This is a genomic window from Polaromonas sp. P1_F4 (genome assembly GCF_056405675.1).
Genome location: NZ_JBFUBP010000008.1, coordinates 112944 through 129526, shown reverse-complemented (window position 1 = coordinate 129526; position 16583 = coordinate 112944). Strand labels below are relative to the sequence as shown.

The following is a 16583-nucleotide window of genomic DNA, read 5'->3' as shown; positions in this document are numbered from 1 at the left end:
ATGAGTGATCCCATCATCCGCTTTGACAAAGTCAACAAATGGTATGGCAACAATTTCCATGTGCTGCGCGACTTGCAGCTGGACGTGCAGCAGGGCGAGCGCCTGGTGATTTGCGGGCCGTCCGGCTCGGGCAAATCCACGATGATCCGCTGCATCAATGCCCTGGAGGACTACCAGGAAGGCAAGCTCACCGTGGCCGGCTCCGTCCTCGGCGACGACATCAAGGCCATTGATGCCGTGCGCCGGCAGGTCGGCATGGTGTTCCAGCAGTTCAACCTGTTCCCGCACCTGACCGTGCTTGAAAACCTGACCCTGTCGCCCACCTGGGTGGCGGGCCTGTCCAAAAAGGAAGCGACCGAGCGGGCCATGCATCAGCTCGAACGCGTGCGCATCGCGGAGCAGGCACAAAAGTATCCCCTGCAGCTGTCGGGCGGCCAGCAGCAGCGGGTAGCCATTGCGCGTGCGCTGTGCCTCACGCCGAAAATCATGCTGTTTGACGAGCCGACATCCGCGCTCGATCCTGAAATGATCAAGGAAGTGCTGGACGTGATGATCTCGCTGGCCGAGCAGGGAATGACCATGCTCTGCGTGACGCATGAAATGGGCTTTGCCAAGGCGGCAGCCGACCGCGTGATCTTCATGGACCAGGGCCAGATTGTTGAACAGAACACGCCTACGGACTTCTTCAACCACCCGCAGACCGACCGGGCGAAGGATTTCCTCTCCAAGATTCTGGGACACTAGAAGGATGTGCCAACTCCTCGGAATGAATGCTGCCAAACCCGCGGACCTTCGTTTTTCATTCACGGGTTTTGCCGCACGCGGCGGCTTGACGGACCATCATGGCGACGGCTTCGGCATCGGCTTTTTTGAAGACAAGGCCTGCCGCATTTTTATGGACAGCCAGCCTGCCGCCACTTCACCCGTGGCCGAGCTGCTCAAGAGCTATGCCATCAAGTCCTGCAATGTCGTGTCCCATATCCGCAAGGCGACGCAGGGCGATCCGCAGCGCCTGGAAAACTGCCATCCGTTCACCCGTGAGCTCTGGGGCCGCCACTGGCTGTTTGCCCACAACGGCGACCTGATCAACTACTTTCCGGCCCTGGGCGGCAACTACCAGTCCGTCGGCACCACCGACAGCGAACGCGCCTTTTGCGCCCTGATGGAAAAACTCAAGGCCATCAGCCCGCGTGAGCCCTGCTCGCTGGACACCGTGTTTGACACCCTGTGCAACATGAGCGAAGGCACGGGCGAATACGGCGTATTCAACTACCTGCTCTCCAACGGCCAGGCGCTGTTCGCGCACTGCTCCACGCGGCTGTATTACCTGGTGCGGGAATGGCCGTTTTCACACGCCAAGCTCGTTGACGCCGACCTGAGCATCGACTTTGCCCAGACCAATGCCCAGGAAGACCGGTTGTGTGTCGTCGCTACCCAACCGCTGACGCTCAATGAAAACTGGCAGCAGCTGCAGCCCGGGCAATTGCTGTGGATTGAGGGCGGCCGTATCGTGCGGCAGGCGCAGCTGAAGGTCAGCGAGGATGTGCGGCGTAAAAACGAAGCCAACCTGGCTTGCGTATAGAAATGAGGCCTCAGACCAATACTGACGGGCGCAAGCAGCTATTCTTTTGATAGCAATCCGGCACTGACGGAGCGTCTGTAACAGCGCCTGTTCCTATTGCATGAACCCCATGGCCCGCCCTTCGCGTACCTCGGGCTTGATGCGGTGCTCTGCCTCCAGCTGGGCCAAAAACTCCTCGCTGGAAAACTCTGCCGCAAGAATATCCACCTGCCGCTTCACGGCCGCGAAATCACCCGGGCACAGCTGCACCAGTTTGCCGAGCCTCTCCCGCAGCGGGGCCGCAAGCCGGTCGGCATCGCCTCCAAGTGCTTCGGTGACAAACATCTGCTCACGCTGCGCATGGGTCAGCGGCATGAACCTGATCTTGAAGGTGAAACGCCGCAGCGCTGCCTGGTCCAGGCTTTCGAGCAGGTTGGTGGTGCAGATGAAGATGCCCGCATGGCGCTCCATGCCCTGCAGCATTTCGTTGACCTCGGTCACTTCGTAGGTGCGCTGGGCGCCGCGCCTGTCCTGCAGGAAACTGTCCGCTTCATCCAGCAGTAGTACGGCTTTTTCTGCTTCGGCTTCGCGGAACATCGCTGCCATGTTCTGCTCGGTTTCACCAACATACTTGCTCATCAGGTCGCTGGCCTGCTTGATGATGAGCGGCAAATCCAGTGCTTTGGCGATGTGTTCGGCCAATGCCGTCTTTCCCGTGCCCGGCGGGCCGTAAAAGCACAGGCTGCCGTGGCTTCGGCTTTTCAGTGCCTCGACGATACGCGGCACCTCGAACCGGGATTCGACATTGAGCATGGAAAGGTCGTAGGTGGTCGCATTGCGCCGGCCGGAAGTTTCCGCCCGGTTGCCCAACGCGACATCGGCATTCTTGAGCTGGCGCTCGATCAGCGACTCCATCAACAGCGGCCGCCCGCCGGACAGGATGGCCTGCATGCCTTCTGCGTCCACCTGCACATCCACCGCGTCTTCAGGCGCGCTGGCCAGCCGCGCAAACCGGACAGCCGTGCGTATTTGCGCGGGCGTCAGGCCCTTGCGGGCCGTCAGCTTGGCCACAAAGGCATCACTGACCTGAACACCTTCCAGTGTCTTGCGTACCAGGCCTTCACGGGCACCCGGCGGCGGCGACCTGAGTTCCAGGTGGTAGGCAAAGCGCCGGCGAAAAGCAGGGTCGATCTGCTCGATGCGGTTGGTGACCCACAGGGTGGGCACGGTGTTGGATTCCAGGATCTGGTTGACCCAGGCCTTGCCGCTGACCGATCCGCTGGCAGGTACGGGCAATTGTTCGGAGCGCGCCATCAGCTGCGCGGCTTCGCTGGAAATCGGCGGAAACACATCTTCGACTTCGTCAAACAGCAAGGCGGAGTGCGTGCTGCCCTTCAGGAAGACCTGGGCGATTTGCAGCGAACGGTAGCGGTCGCGGCCACTGAGCGAGTTGCCGTCACGGTCGGCATATTCGACTTCGAACAGGTCCAGGCCGGCGGCCTGTGCCACCACCTTGGCCAGCTCTGTCTTGCCGGTGCCGGGCGGGCCGTAAAGCAGCACATTCACGCCCTGCTCCTTGCCGGCCACCGCATTGCGCAACAGCGACACCAGCACCTGGGCATCGTCGTGCACAAAAGCGAAGTCCGCCAGGCCCAGGCTGCTGTGCGCGGCCGGCCGTGTGAAGACCGCCATCAACTCGTTCTGGTCGCGGTATTCGCGCATCAGCACCGGCGGCAGTTTTTCACTCACCTTCATCAGGTCCGCAAGGTCGGTGATGTTGTGCTCGGAAATCAGGTTCTCGACCATGCCGATGCGTTCCAGCCGCGAGCCGGCGCGCAGGGCTTCGGCAACCTCGGGCGCCTTCACCCCCGCCACGTCGGCAATGGCGGCGTAGGCCTCGGGCGCATTGTTAACCTTGAACTCCACCAGCAGGGAGCGCAGGTCGCGCTGGTAGCGTGCCAGGGTGCCGTAGAGCAGCAGCGCACGCTCGGCCCGGTTGAGCTGCAGCAGGTTTGCCAATGCATCGATGTTTTTCTCGACCAGCGTGGATTGTTTCTTGAGCGCCTGGGTCAGCCATTCGCCGGTGGCGGCCAGCACGGAGAGCAAGTCCTTTGGTTGGTCCTTCGCATGCTCGTCGAGGTAGAAGAACAGCGTGCCTTCTTCATAGGGGCCCCGCCAGGCGCCGTGGCGCGCCATGAACTCGGCGTCGGTCAGGCTTTCATGGCCGCGCCAGAACTCGTTGTCCTTGCAGCGGCGGCCGAGAAACTCGCGCAACCGCTGCACCGCCGGAAGCGGCCACACGAGATGCCGGCCCGAAAGCGAGAGCAGGCTGTTGAGGTCGCGGCGCACATTGAACTTGGCTCCTTGCCTTGCCGCCAGCGTCAGCACGAAATGCGAGCACATCAGGTCCAGCACCGGCGCTTCTTTCAGCCCGGGGGACAGCAGCCACTGCTGCTCGCTAACGGAACGCTTGCTCATGGACAAACCTCCCTTTGCAACTACACGGTTGGTAGACATGCCTGTGAGATACCCTGCTTCGAGACCGTCGCCTCATTGGCTATGAGCACCGCAGATGCGACCTGGTTCAATGAGACTCCACCATAACGCAGCTTGAAGCATCATGGAAGACGCTACTTGTACCCCCACGTGTGAAATGCACCACAGAAACTCCTGCGAAGATGCGCAAAGATGATCCCGCACAATCCCAGCATTGCCCCGCAGAGGAATTCCCATGCTCAGTCTCAAAGATATAGAAACAGCCGCCCAGCGCCTGCAGGGCCACCTGCTCGATACGCCCTGCGTGGAGTCCAAGACGCTTTCGCAGCTGACGGGCGCGCAGATCTACCTGAAGTTCGAAAACCTGCAGTACACGGCGTCCTTCAAGGAGCGCGGCGCCTGTAACAAGTTGGCCCAGCTCTCAGCCGACGAACGGCGCCGCGGCGTGATCGCGATGAGCGCTGGTAACCACGCCCAGGGCGTCGCGTACCACGCACAGCGCCTGGGCATACGGGCGGTGATCGTGATGCCGCGCTTCACGCCGGGCGTCAAGATCGAACGCACCCGGGGGTTTGGCGCCGAAGTAGTGCTGCACGGCGACACGCTGGACGAATCCCGTACCCACGCGCTGACGCTGGCCGAGCGGGAGGGCCTGGTCTTCGTGCACCCTTACGACGACGAAGCCATCGTCGCAGGCCAGGGCACGGTGGGGCTGGAGATGCTGCACGCGGTACCCGACCTGGAAACGCTGGTGATCGCCGTAGGGGGCGGCGGCCTGATTGCCGGCATGGCCACAGCGGCCAAAGCCCTCAAACCCGGCATTGAAGTCATCGGCGTGCAGACCTCACGATTTCCCGGCATGGTCAATGCCATCAAGGGCACCCAACACCCGCAAGGCACCAGCACCATTGCCGAAGGCATTGCGGTGGGAACGCCGGGCGTCATTCCACAAGCCATCATCGCGAAACTGGTCGACGACCTGGTGCTGGTAGAAGAAGGAGATATCGAGCAAGCCATGGTCATGCTGCTCGAAATTGAGAAAACCCTGGTGGAAGGCGCGGGAGCAGCCGGGCTGGCGGCGCTGCTGAAGTACCCGGAGCGTTTTGCGGGTAAAAAGATCGGCCTGGTGCTGTGCGGCGGCAACATCGACCCGCTGCTGCTGGCAGCCATCATTGAGCGCGGCATGGTGCGTGCCGGGCGCCTGGCCCGCATCAAGGTCAGCGTGCGCGACATTCCCGGCTCCTTAGCCAAGATCACCGCCACCGTGGCCGACGCGGGGGCCAATATCGATGAGGTGCATCACCAGCGCGCCTTCACCATGCTGTCGGCCCAGAACGTGGAGATCGAGCTGGTGATCCAGACCCGCGGGCGCGACCACATCCAGCAAGTACTGGCGGCGCTGAATGCGGCCGGCTTCGAGGCGTCAGAGCAGCACTAAGCTAAGGCCCTAATTCCAGCCAATCACCTCAAAGCCCTTTTCACTCAGGCAGCGCTGCACAAAGCTGCGGTAGGTGCTGTTGGGTTTGTCGTTGTGAAACGCGCCCGACACCGCACCCGCAGAGCCGCCCACGGCGGCGCCCGCGGCGCCGGAGCGCAGCACGCCTTCGCCGCCGCGCCCGGTGATCAGCGCCCCCACCGCCGAAGCTACACCCCCGACGGCTGCGCCTTCACCGGCGCGCCGGCCGACTTCGTTGGTGCTTTGCGACGGGCTGAGCCCCGCGGCCGAGGCCCGTGACATGCAGGCGCTGGCCTCGGCCTGGCCTTGCGCGTCGCCCACCCGGTTGAGGGTGGCGTTGGGATAGAGCACGGGCTTTGCCGAGGCGCTGTTGGGACCGCTGGAAGCACACGCCGACAGCAAGGCCAGGGCAGACAAGGCAGCGCCGGCCGGAAAAAAACGGAACCGCCGCTGAGGCGCGAAATGGGCTGGGGATTTCATGCATTCCTTCCACAAATAAGCATGGCAAAGGTTACCGCAAGCCAGGCGCCGGGCATCTTTGTCGCCCGCATCTTCGTGTAACCATCTTCATGCGGGTAAAATCTGCGAAGAGTCTCAAGCATTTCAGGAATCACCCCCATGTCCAGTCCAGCCAGCCACACCACCAATGCAGCCCACGACAGCGCCACTCCCGCCCAGGAGCAGGACGCCGTCGACGCGATCGTTCCGTTGATCCCCATTGTTCTGCCCGTGGTGGGCGGCGTGCTGATGTTCCTGCTGGCGTTTATCGCCATCTACATGGCCTGAAAGCCCCCGCTCTCACCCCGAAAGTCCGCATCTTGCGGACTTTTTTGTTTCCGGGGCTCCGCGCCCTCTTCTCCACTCTCTTCCCGGCCCACTTCCCGGCCCCCTCAGCCTGTTCACCGAGGAACCGGCCTGAAACTGCGGGCCGAAACGGCCGTCCAGCCATTCTTCACCCCGATGTCATGACTGCAGGAACCCCGGTGCAGTCTATGCATAACCTCATGCCGGTTATGCATAACTTTTGCCTGTAACTTACAGGTAACTCGCGCCGATCTTCTTAAAATGAATTGACTGGCCGATCCGTGGAAGATGAAAAGCAGCCTCACGCTGCCGCTTTTTGTCATTGCGCCGCAGCACTTTTGAAGCTTGCGCACCGCCCGCCGACCGGGACCTGTTTGTTGTGCAAAGGGAAGCTTCCAAGCCTTATTCCGGCAGACGTCTGAGCAGCGCAACCGTCGAGGTTGCCGCGCGACGTTTCCCGAAATAACGCTTTTTAACTTTGGAGTTTTTTCGATGAACCACCCCGCGATGCAAGGGCTTAACCTCAACACGCCCCCCTACGTCAAGAATGCCAAACTGATTGCATGGGTTGCCGACATGGTGGCCTTGTGCAAGCCCGACAACATTTACTGGTGCGACGGCAGCGACGCCGAATACCAGCGCCTGTGCCAGCAACTGGTCGACGCCGGCACCTTCAAAAAACTCAACGAAGCCAAGCGCCCAAACAGCTTCCTGGCCTGCTCCGACCCGACTGACGTAGCGCGTGTGGAAGACCGCACCTTCATCTGCTCAGCCAAAAAGGAAGACGCCGGCCCGACCAACAACTGGATGGCGCCCGCCGAAATGCGCACCACACTGCAGCCCCTGTTTAACGGCTGCATGAAGGGCCGCACCATGTACGTGGTGCCTTTCAGCATGGGCCCGCTCGGCTCGCCCATCGCGCACATCGGCATTGAACTGTCCGACAGCCCTTACGTGGCCGTCAACATGAAGATCATGACGCGCATGGGCAAGGCCGTGTTTGACGTGCTCGGCCTCGACGGCGAGTTTGTCCCCTGCGTGCACACCGTGGGGGCACCGCTGGCCGAAGGCCAGCAAGATGTGAAGTGGCCTTGCAACAAAACCAAGTACATCGTCCATTATCCCGAGACGCGCGAGATCTGGTCTTACGGCTCCGGCTATGGCGGCAACGCCTTGCTGGGCAAGAAGTGTTTTGCGCTGCGCATCGCTTCCAACATGGGCCGCGCCGCTTCGCAAGACGGCTCCGGCAACCCGGGCTGGCTGGCCGAGCACATGCTCATCCTCGGCGTGACCTCACCTGAAGGCAAGAAATACCACGTCGCGGCGGCCTTCCCCTCGGCCTGCGGCAAGACCAATTTTTCGATGCTGGTGCCGCCGGCAGGCTTTGAAGGCTGGAAGGTCACCACCATCGGCGACGACATCGCGTGGATCAAGCCGGGTGCGGACGGCCGCCTTTACGCCATCAACCCGGAAGCCGGCTACTTCGGCGTGGCGCCGGGCACCAACATGCTGACCAACCCCAACTGCCTGCGCAGCCTGGACAAAAACGTGATCTTCACCAACGTCGGCCTGACAGACGACGGTGACGTCTGGTGGGAAGGCATGGAGCAGGACGCCCCCGGCAAGGCATTGCCGGCGCACCTGATCGACTGGCAAGGCAAGGACTGGACGCCGCAAATCGCCAAGGAAACCGGCGCCAAGGCCGCCCACCCCAATTCACGCTTTACCGTGGCCGCCACCAACAACCCGGCGCTGGACCCGGCCTGGAACGACCCTGCCGGCGTGCCGATTGACGCCTTTATCTTTGGCGGCCGCCGTTCCAACACCGTGCCGCTGATCACTGAAGGCCGCAACTGGGTGGAAGGCGTGTACATGGCCGCCACCATGGGCTCCGAAACCACCGCCGCCATCACCGGCCAGGTTGGCGTGGTGCGCCGCGACCCGTTCGCGATGATCGCTTTTGCCGGCTACAACATGGCCGACTATTTCCAGCACTGGCTTAACGTGGGCCAGAAACTGGAAGCCTCCGGCGCCAAACTGCCCAAGATATTCACGGCCAACTGGTTCCGCAAAGGCGAAGACGGCAAGTTTGTCTGGCCCGGCTACGGCGAAAACATGCGCGTGCTGAAGTGGATGATCGACCGCATCGAAGGCAAGGGCCAGGGCGTCGAGCACATCACCGGCGTCAGCCCCCGCTACGAAGACATGAACTGGACCGGCCTGAACTTCAGCGCCGAGCAGTTCAAGACCGTGACCAGCATTGACAAGGCCGCTTGGCTCAAGGAGCTGGAACTGCACGCCGAACTGTTCAAGCAACTCGAACATCACCTGCCGAAAGAGCTGGAGGAGACCAAAGCCGCGATCGAGCGCCGCCTGGCCGCCTGACCGGCACGCCACGCGCGGGGCGTTTCGCACAACCTGCGGTACGCCTCACTTCCCGGTGCAGTGACTGCGCCGGGGCAAAAAAAAGCCACCGATCCGGTGGCTTTTTTTGTGGGCCGCTGCAAAGAGCGGCGCCTGGCGCTTAGATGTAGCTGCGGTGGTAAGCACGCAGTTCTGCACCACCGAGGCGGCGGGCGCGCTGCGACAGACCGGCCGGAGCAGATACCTCATCAACCACAGCTTCGGCAGCAACGACTTTCGTGTCGGCCTGGCTGCGCAGGAAGGCCTTCAGTTCTGCGCCACCCAGGCGGAGAGCGCGCTGTGTCAGGCCGGCCGGAGCGGACACCACGGCTGCGGGGGCAGCAACAGCCTCTTCAACGGCGACTTGCTGGCGAGCCATTGCAACTTGCAGGTCGGCCATCACGCGGGGATCGTTCTTGGCGGCTTGCCACAGGCGCTGGTCGGCGCGGGCCTCAGCCAGGCTACGCGACCAGGCGTCCAGGCCAACCTTGAGGCTGACAGCGGCATTGCGCGCAGCGCCGGCGAAAATCGCCAGGACAGCAAAAGCGACAGCCCAGAGGCCGATCCACATGACCAGCAGGTGGCCTTCGGCGACGCTGTCCATCACTTGGTACGCCACCACCATCACGGCGGCCGCGACAGCGGACAACAGCAACGTGGCCAGGCCGCGGGTGCCGGAGAATGCACCGCCCAGCTGACGTACGGCACCAAAGGCCGACTCAGCGCGGACAACGCCGGGGTGCTGTGTGGAATATTTGATATTGACGAAGCTGGTCATGGTGAACTCCCTTTGGGTTAACTCCGCTGAACCAAAATTGCAGCGGGTAAGGGGATATTAGGGTTACCACTGATGTTATTCAACTTTATCTTTATGATGTGATTCATTCACATTGGTGATAACCTGAGGTTTTCCGGCCTTTTTTCACCTTCTTTCCACCTTTCAACACCCGCCCCGAGCCCTTGACCCCCCTCAATTTCCGGACCCTGGACCTCAACCTGCTTCGCGTGTTTGACGAAGTGATGGCCGAACGCAGCTTGACCCGGGCGGCGCGCAACCTGTCGCTGACGCAGCCGGCTGTCAGCAACGCCCTGCGCCGGCTGCGTGAAACCCTGGGCGACGAGCTGGTGCAGCGCAGCGGCCAGGGCATGGCACCCACCCCGCGCGCCGTGGCGATCTGGCCGGCTGTGCGCGAGGCCCTGCAGCAGCTGCAGGAGTCGCTGGTGCCCAATGAATTCGTGCCCGGCGAAGCCACCACCATCTTTGTGCTGGCCATGGCCGATGCCACCGCGGCTGAATTGATTCCCGGCCTGGTGGAAACGCTGGACCAGGAAGCGCCCGGCGTCTCAATCCGCGTGATTCCACTCACCACACGCGACCCGCGGCGCCTGCTGGACGAGGAGCTGTGCGACCTGGCGGTCGGCTACTTTCCCTCGGTGCTGGCCGACCTGACGGCCGGGGCGCAAAGCGGCGAGCCCCTGCCCTTTTTGCACCAGCGGCTGTATGACGGCGAATACGTCTGCGTCATGCGCAAGGACCACCCGCTGGCCACCGGCCCTTTCACGCTGAGCAAGTTCTGCGCGGCGCGCCACATGCTGGTGAGTTTTTCGGGCCGACCCTATGGTTTCGTCGACGAGGCCCTCGCCTCCCTGGGCCGGGAGCGGCATGTGGTGCTGACGGTCAACCAGTTCTTCACTGCGGGGCGGGTGGTGGCCAACTCCAACCTGCTCACCGTGCTGCCGCGGCATTTCGTCGGGGTGACGGGCATTGCCGACCAGCTGGTGCTGCGCCCTCTGCCGTTTGACGTGTCACCGGTGCACGTGGACACCCTGTGGCACCGGCGCTCGCAGCAACGCAGCGCGCATGTGTGGTTGCGCCAGGCACTGGTGCGCGCGGCCGACAAGGCTTTTTTGGCCTGAGGCCCCTGATTCACCCAAAGGACTGGCCAGCCTGGCTATCCCGAAGAGATGCCTACACGTCGCTATAAAAATCATAGCTGCTCGCGCTCGTCAGTATTGGGTTTGATTCATTTTTGATGCCAAAAACAGGCCGTCTTGGGTGCGGGAGTCGCCGTCGGCCAGCGCTATTGCAGCGCGCTTCTCCAGCACGCATTTTTACCCCTCAAACTGGTGTTTTGAGCAATAAAGACAAGCGCAAGTCGCTAGCTATTTGATAGCAGCCGTGGCAACCGGATCAAACCACTGCAGTTCCCGGCTGCGGTGTGGTCAGCACGCAACGCAGACACCAAAACAGCGCACTTAATGACCCGGATCCGGTGCCCTGCGGCGCGATTTTCAGCGTGTGGCGCCGCTTTTTCTGGCTACAGGCCAGACTCCGGCCGCTCCTGACTGGCGCCGCCAGAACAAATTAATTCTTTAGTTCTCTCATTTGGTGTTCTGCGCGTCATAAGTCTTCAAACGACCTACTTGCAAAAAAATGTAACGTGAAGCAAAGTCAAAACATGGACATCACACCCGTACAGAGCTCTTCCCGGAGGGCGTCGTTACTGCGAGGCATACGTTAAAAAATGTTAGCTAAATCGTTACTTGCGCATGCAGCCGAAATCGCGATGTCCTCTGGCGGGGCAATCGTCTTTGGGTTGCGTTGACCGGCACGGCTTGAACCCTCACCCCAAAACCGGCCCGCATGAATTCCCGCCCGCACTTTCCCCTCAAGCCGCTTGGCCTGGCGCTGGCATTCGCCGGCCTGGCCATGGCACCGCATGCCGGCCATGCCCAGGTCACCAACGATTTCTCGGCCGCAGGCACTCAGGACTGGAACGACGCGGCCAACTGGAGTGGCGGCACGCCTACAGCCGCCAGCTTGGCAAGGGTCCCGACGAACCAGCAGGTGGACATTATTAGTGGACCAGCCGCCCAGGTGGGCACACTGCAAGTGGAGGAAAACGGCCAGGTGGTCGTCCATGCGGGCCGCACCCTGGCCGCTGGCACGCTCCTGCTGGGCACCACGCCGACGCCGGGTAACGCGGGATCAATGCTGATTAATGGGAGCGTCACGGCCACGCGGCTGAGCGTGGGCGACACGGTGACCGGAGGGCAGATCCTCATGGACGGCGCCGGCGCCAGCCTGAACGTGTCCCCCCCCAGCCTGGCTGCGGGCGACCAGTTCATTGTTGGCAACAATGGAGACGGGCTCCTGGGCATCCGCACCGGCGCCACCGTGACGGTGGGCGGCACCCGCACCCTGCACCTGGGCAATGTGGGCACCGGGACGCTGGTCATCGGCAACATCGGGCCCAGCGGCACCCTGAATGCTGACGCCGTGGTTTTCGGCAATGCCAGCTCCAGCATCAAGTTCAACCAAAACGACGCCACGCCCTACACCTTCTCCGCGGCGATCAGCGGCGCCGGATGGGTAGAAGTGTTCCGCCACCCCGGGGGCTCCTCCACCATACTGACGGGCGCCAACAGCTACACCGGCGGCACTTTCATCAGAACCAATGCCCGCCTGACCGGCAGCACCACCAGCCTGCAGGGAGCCATCAGCAACGACGGCGTGCTGACCTTCGACCAGACCACCAATGGCACCTATGCAGGGTCCGTCAGCGGCGGCGGCGCGCTGGTCAAGGAAGGCACCGGCACGGTGATTCTTTCTGGCACCAACACCTACACCGGCGGCACCACCATCAATGGCGGCACCTTGCGCGGTACTACCGCCAACCTGCAGGGCTTGATTACCACCAACGCCAACCTGGAGTTCTTGCAAGCAGGCAACGGAACGTTTGGCGGCGTCATCAGCGGCACCGGCAACGTGGTCAAAAGCGGCACCGGCAATGTCACCTTTTCCGGCACCCACACTTACAGCGGGACTACCGTCGTCAGCGGCGGCACGCTGTCGGTCAACGGCAGCCTGACCAACTCTGCCGTGCAGGTGCAGAACGGCGGCACGCTGGGCGGCACCGGTTCCGTGCGCAACACCACCATCCAGTCGGGCGGCACGCTGGCGCCCGGCAATTCCATCGGCACGCTCACCGTCGTCGGCAATCTGACTTTCAATGCGGGCTCCAATTACAGCGTGGAGGTCGATGCAGCCGGCAGCAACGACCGCACCAACGCCACCGGCACGCTGACCATCAACGGCGGCACGGTCAACGTGCTGGCCAGCGCCGGTACCTACTCGCCGACCACGCAGTACACCATCCTCAATGCCACAGGCGGGCGCACCGGCGTCTTTAGCGGGCTCACGACCAACCTGGCGTTTCTGACGCCGTCGCTCACCTACGACCCCAACAATGTGTACCTGACCCTGGCGCGCAACAGCACCGGCTACAACACCCTGCCCGGCATGACGCCCAACCAGCAGTCAGCCTCGAATGCGCTGCAAAATGCCTCCGGCAGCGCGAGCGGCGACATGAGCACGGTGCTCAGCGCCCTCAACAGCCTTTCAGTGCCGCAGGCCCTCGCCGCCTTCGATGCCATAGGCGGTGCCAACCTGGTCGCCTTGCGCCGTGCCGGCCCCAGCTTTGCCGCCGCATTCGGCGAACAGCTGCAGGCACGCGTGGGCCGAAGCAGCCTGGGCTCAGTCTGCGGCAGCGACGACGTTGCGGGCCGCGAAGCCCTGAGGGCGCTTTTCCCGGCCATCGAAGACGGCTGCGGTTTCTGGCTGCGCGGTTACGGCAGCCACCAAATCACCGACAGCGACGGCAACGCCATGGCCAGCCGCCTGAACAGCACCGGCCTGAGCGCGGGTTACGACGCCGAAGTGTCGCCAGGCTTGATGCTGGGCGGCGCCGTGACCATCGGCACATCAAGGGTCAGTTTTGATTCAGGTGACCAGGGCAGGGCTCGCAGCGCGGCGCTGGCGATGTACGCCGGCTACACCGACGGGGCCTGGCGCCTGAATGGCGTGACCAGCGTGGCGTTTCACGGCAACCACATGGACCGCGGCATCGTGGTCGGGCCGATCAGCCGCGTGGCCTCATCGAATTTCGACAGCAGCACCGCCTCGGCCTACGGCGAGTTGACGTACGACCTGGACATGACCGGCTGGACGCTGCAGCCGATGGCCGCGCTGGCCTTCAGCCGCAACCAGACCAACGGCTTTGCCGAGCAGGGCGCCGGAGCGCTCAACCTGCAGGTCGCCGCGCAAACCGTGTACTCGACCAAATCGATGCTGGGGCTGAAAGCCGGCTTTGACGTGGGCCGGCTGCGGATCGAACCGCGGGTGGTGTGGGCGCATGAGTTTGGCAAATACAACACCCCGATGACGGCGCAGCTGCAGGGCGCCGGCACACCCTACCAGTTCCAGATTGCGGGCGTGGCCCTCAATGCCAACACGGTGGTTCTGGGCGTGGGCGTTTCGGGCCGCATCCACGACAACTTCAACCTCTTCGCCGACCTTCAGACCGAACAGAACGCACGCCAGCGCAACCTGGCCCTGCTGATGGGGGTGCGCGGCAAATGGTGAGCCGGGCATCTCAAAACATGTTGGCCCCTGACCGACCTGATTCACAACACATTTAATCCAGCCACACCCGCGTCATATCTCATGGCTTACAAAAGCATGCCCCCCATCCCGCCATCCCTGCCGCCTCTCCCGCCGCGCCAACCCAAACCGAAACCCGGCAAGGACGCCGGCGCCCACCGATACGACACCATCGTTTTTTTGCTGATCATCGGCCTGGCGATTGTGGTGGCCGGCAGCGCAGCGCGTTACACCCTGGTAGACCGGCCTGCGGCCAAGGCACAAAAGGAAGCCCAACTGCTGATGCAGCAGCTGATGGCCGCGAACCAGAAGAACCAGCAGCAGCTTGAACAAAAACTCGCCGAAGCCAAGGCCCAGACCGAGGCCTTGCGCGCCAACATGGAGCAGATGAAGGCCGAGATCCAGCAGCCCAAGGCCGCAGCGGAACCGGTTCCGGAGCCGGTGCAGAAACCGGTGCCCGACGCCCAGGCCGCGGAACGCAAGCGGCTGGAGCGCGTCAAGGTGGTCGATGAACTGGTGGACTCCCTGACGCCGAACCTGCAGGTCAAGTTCCAGCAAAAGGTCACGTGGCTGGACCGCAGCGTCTCCTTCGGTTTCAGCCTGACCAACGCAAGCCGCCGCGCCGTCCGCGTGACCCCGCCGCGCATCGCCCTGACGCTCAACCCTCTGCCCAATACGAAGCTGACCGTGAAATCCAGCGATGTGCAGGCTGACATCTGCCCTGGCGGCTTGATCGGACCGGGAGAGACCATTAACTGCAATGTGGTGCTGCGTTCAGAAGCCACCTTCACCGGTGTCGGCCACATTCCGTTTCGCGCCGTCATCTCGGCACGCACGGAGCTCCCGGTGACCAGCGAAACCTGGAAAACCGTGCGTTCCGCCTACAAGGAAGCCTACCTGGAGGAACACATGGTCAAAAGCGTTTCCTTTAATGGGGAGCTTTGGCGGTAATCGCGGGCCGGCAGCAGGGTCACGCACGCACCCTATCGAGGCGGCTTAAGCCGGCGGCAGATTGCCATGTCATTCGCTATCAAATAGATAGCTGCTTGCGCCCGTTCGTATTGGATTTCAGCCATCTTTGATGCTTGAAATCAGTGGTTTTCGCGGGGTTGCCGGCATCGCCAAGGCTTTTGCGGCACCCCAGGGGCAGGCTGGAGGGTCCAAAGCTCCCTGAGTCGCTTTTTTACCCCCTCAATCGGGCTGTAAGCCAATGAGGACAGGCGCGAGCCGCTACCAATTCAGTAGCGTCACGCTGACGCCGAACGCCCGCGGGCAATCCCATTCAAGCGGCTCGCGGCCGAGGGGCATGGTTTTTGCACACACTTTTGCACACAAACTGTATGCAGGAGCCACCCATGCCAGACTACCCACACCCCCCTACGCCCTCACACCCACTTGCACGCCGCACCGCGCTGAAGATCCTGGCCAGCGGCGCCGCATCCATGGCGCTGCCGGCCCTGGCTGCCTGGCCGGACAAGCCGATCAAGATCGTGGTGACCTTTCCGGCCGGCGGCGCCAGCGACATCGTCGCGCGGGTGATGGCCGAGCAGCTGGGCAAAAAGCTGGGGCAGGCGGTGGTGGTCGACAACCGGCCGGGCGCGGGCGGCAGCGTGGGAGGCCTGGTGGTGGCGCAGGCGCCGGCAGACGGCTACACGCTGATGTTGAGCAACTCGACACCGGTTTCCATCGGCCCATTCGCGCTGGAAAAGCAGCCCTATGACCCGGTGGAAGGCTTCACCCACATCGCGCTGATCGGCAATGCGCCCTGCGTGGTGATGGCCAACCCGCACGCGCCCATCAAGACGATTACCGACGTGGAAGCGCAGGCCCGCAAGGCGGGCCGGCTCGACTTCGGCTCGGGCGGCCCGGCCTCGATCGGCCACATTTACGGCGAGCTGATGAAAAAGTCCATGGGCGTGAACCTGGTGCACATCCCGTACCGCGGCGGTGCGCCCATGACGACAGACCTGATCGCGGGCGTGATCCCCGTGGGCATCGACGTGCTGACGGCGTTTGTGCCCTACTTCAAGAGCGGGCAGCTGGTGCCGCTGGCCGTAACGTCGGCCAGCCGCTCACCGCTGGTGCCGGATGTGCCCAGCGTGCTGGAGTTTGGCTACCGCAAGCTGGTGCTGGACAACTTCTTTGGTTTGAGCGGTCCGGCGCACATGCCGGCCGACGTCGTGGCACGGCTGAGCAGCGCCTGCAACGAAATACTGGCAACGGCGGAGATCAAGAAGAAGATGCTGGAGCTGGGCATCACCACACAGCCGATGAGCCCGGCGGCGTTCACCGGCTTCGTCAGGGAGCAGGTAGCCGTACTGTCGCCCGCCGTCAAAGGAGCAGGGGTCAAGCTCTGACCGCATCCGCCCCGAGCAAGACCCCGTCTTTACCAGCTGAAGCCGCGGTCTGGCTTTGCCAGC

The 16583-nt window shown here is 62.9% G+C and carries 12 protein-coding genes; 9 read left to right on the top strand and 3 right to left on the bottom strand.

Annotation, left to right across the window (positions count from 1 at the left end; genetic code table 11):
- Positions 1–744: an amino acid ABC transporter ATP-binding protein gene (locus AC1DYQ_RS16685; RefSeq protein WP_457281767.1), complete on the top strand. Its 744-nt coding sequence runs from the start codon at positions 1–3 to the stop codon at positions 742–744.
- Positions 745–748: 4 nt separating this feature from the next.
- Positions 749–1582, top strand: coding sequence for a class II glutamine amidotransferase (locus AC1DYQ_RS16680; protein WP_477687707.1), 834 nt, complete (start codon positions 749–751; stop codon positions 1580–1582).
- A 93-nt stretch (positions 1583–1675) separates the two neighbouring features.
- On the opposite strand, the gene AC1DYQ_RS16675 is transcribed toward AC1DYQ_RS16680, so the two are convergent.
- Complete coding sequence (locus tag AC1DYQ_RS16675) at positions 1676–4039, bottom strand: ATP-binding protein (RefSeq protein WP_477687706.1); 2364 nt, start codon at positions 4037–4039, stop codon at positions 1676–1678.
- 253 nt (positions 4040–4292) lie between these two features.
- On the opposite strand from AC1DYQ_RS16675, the gene AC1DYQ_RS16670 reads away from it, so the two are divergent.
- Positions 4293–5495: a threonine ammonia-lyase gene (locus tag AC1DYQ_RS16670; protein WP_477687705.1), complete on the top strand. Its 1203-nt coding sequence runs from the start codon at positions 4293–4295 to the stop codon at positions 5493–5495.
- 9 nt (positions 5496–5504) lie between these two features.
- On the opposite strand, the gene AC1DYQ_RS16665 is transcribed toward AC1DYQ_RS16670, so the two are convergent.
- Entirely contained in the window at positions 5505–5993 is a 489-nt protein-coding gene (locus AC1DYQ_RS16665; RefSeq protein WP_477687704.1) for a glycine zipper family protein, read from the bottom strand.
- Positions 5994–6131: 138 nt separating this feature from the next.
- Between AC1DYQ_RS16665 and AC1DYQ_RS16660 the strand changes: the two genes are divergently transcribed.
- Both AC1DYQ_RS16660 and AC1DYQ_RS16655 read left to right on the top strand, forming a co-directional pair.
- Positions 6132–6299 carry a hypothetical protein gene (locus AC1DYQ_RS16660; protein ID WP_164483721.1) on the top strand — a complete coding sequence of 56 codons (168 nt, stop codon included), beginning with the start codon at positions 6132–6134 and terminating at the stop codon, positions 6297–6299.
- Between the two features lie 510 nt (positions 6300–6809).
- Positions 6810–8702, top strand: a complete 1893-nt coding sequence (locus AC1DYQ_RS16655; RefSeq protein ID WP_477687703.1) for a phosphoenolpyruvate carboxykinase (GTP) — start codon at positions 6810–6812, stop codon at positions 8700–8702.
- Positions 8703–8841: 139 nt separating this feature from the next.
- Here AC1DYQ_RS16655 and AC1DYQ_RS16650 read toward each other — a convergent pair whose 3' ends face one another.
- On the bottom strand, positions 8842–9498 hold the full coding sequence (locus tag AC1DYQ_RS16650) for a hypothetical protein (protein WP_477687702.1): 657 nt from the start codon (positions 9496–9498) through the stop codon (positions 8842–8844).
- Between the two features lie 182 nt (positions 9499–9680).
- Between AC1DYQ_RS16650 and AC1DYQ_RS16645 the strand changes: the two genes are divergently transcribed.
- From AC1DYQ_RS16645 to AC1DYQ_RS16630, 4 genes are all read left to right on the top strand, one after another.
- Positions 9681–10637 (top strand): LysR family transcriptional regulator, encoded by a 957-nt coding sequence (locus AC1DYQ_RS16645; RefSeq protein ID WP_477687701.1) that lies wholly within the window; start codon positions 9681–9683, stop codon positions 10635–10637.
- Positions 10638–11364: 727 nt separating this feature from the next.
- Positions 11365–14145, top strand: a complete 2781-nt coding sequence (locus tag AC1DYQ_RS16640) for an autotransporter family protein (protein ID WP_477687700.1) — start codon at positions 11365–11367, stop codon at positions 14143–14145.
- Between the two features lie 81 nt (positions 14146–14226).
- Positions 14227–15114 carry a hypothetical protein gene (locus AC1DYQ_RS16635; protein ID WP_477687699.1) on the top strand — a complete coding sequence of 296 codons (888 nt, stop codon included), beginning with the start codon at positions 14227–14229 and terminating at the stop codon, positions 15112–15114.
- A 404-nt stretch (positions 15115–15518) separates the two neighbouring features.
- The gene (locus AC1DYQ_RS16630; RefSeq protein WP_477687698.1) at positions 15519–16520 is read left to right on the top strand and encodes a Bug family tripartite tricarboxylate transporter substrate binding protein; all 1002 of its coding nucleotides are present in this window, start codon (positions 15519–15521) and stop codon (positions 16518–16520) included.
- Positions 16521–16583: the final 63 nt, after the last annotated feature.

Coding starts and splice junctions, on each gene's coding strand:
- AC1DYQ_RS16685 (WP_457281767.1), top strand. CDS start 1: ATGAGTGATCCCATCATCCGCTTTGACAAAGTCAACAAATGGTATGGC.
- AC1DYQ_RS16680 (WP_477687707.1), top strand. CDS start 749: ATGTGCCAACTCCTCGGAATGAATGCTGCCAAACCCGCGGACCTTCGT.
- AC1DYQ_RS16675 (WP_477687706.1), bottom strand. CDS start 4,039: ATGAGCAAGCGTTCCGTTAGCGAGCAGCAGTGGCTGCTGTCCCCCGGG.
- AC1DYQ_RS16670 (WP_477687705.1), top strand. CDS start 4,293: ATGCTCAGTCTCAAAGATATAGAAACAGCCGCCCAGCGCCTGCAGGGC.
- AC1DYQ_RS16665 (WP_477687704.1), bottom strand. CDS start 5,993: ATGAAATCCCCAGCCCATTTCGCGCCTCAGCGGCGGTTCCGTTTTTTT.
- AC1DYQ_RS16660 (WP_164483721.1), top strand. CDS start 6,132: ATGTCCAGTCCAGCCAGCCACACCACCAATGCAGCCCACGACAGCGCC.
- AC1DYQ_RS16655 (WP_477687703.1), top strand. CDS start 6,810: ATGAACCACCCCGCGATGCAAGGGCTTAACCTCAACACGCCCCCCTAC.
- AC1DYQ_RS16650 (WP_477687702.1), bottom strand. CDS start 9,498: ATGACCAGCTTCGTCAATATCAAATATTCCACACAGCACCCCGGCGTT.
- AC1DYQ_RS16640 (WP_477687700.1), top strand. CDS start 11,365: ATGAATTCCCGCCCGCACTTTCCCCTCAAGCCGCTTGGCCTGGCGCTG.
- AC1DYQ_RS16635 (WP_477687699.1), top strand. CDS start 14,227: ATGGCTTACAAAAGCATGCCCCCCATCCCGCCATCCCTGCCGCCTCTC.
- AC1DYQ_RS16630 (WP_477687698.1), top strand. CDS start 15,519: ATGCCAGACTACCCACACCCCCCTACGCCCTCACACCCACTTGCACGC.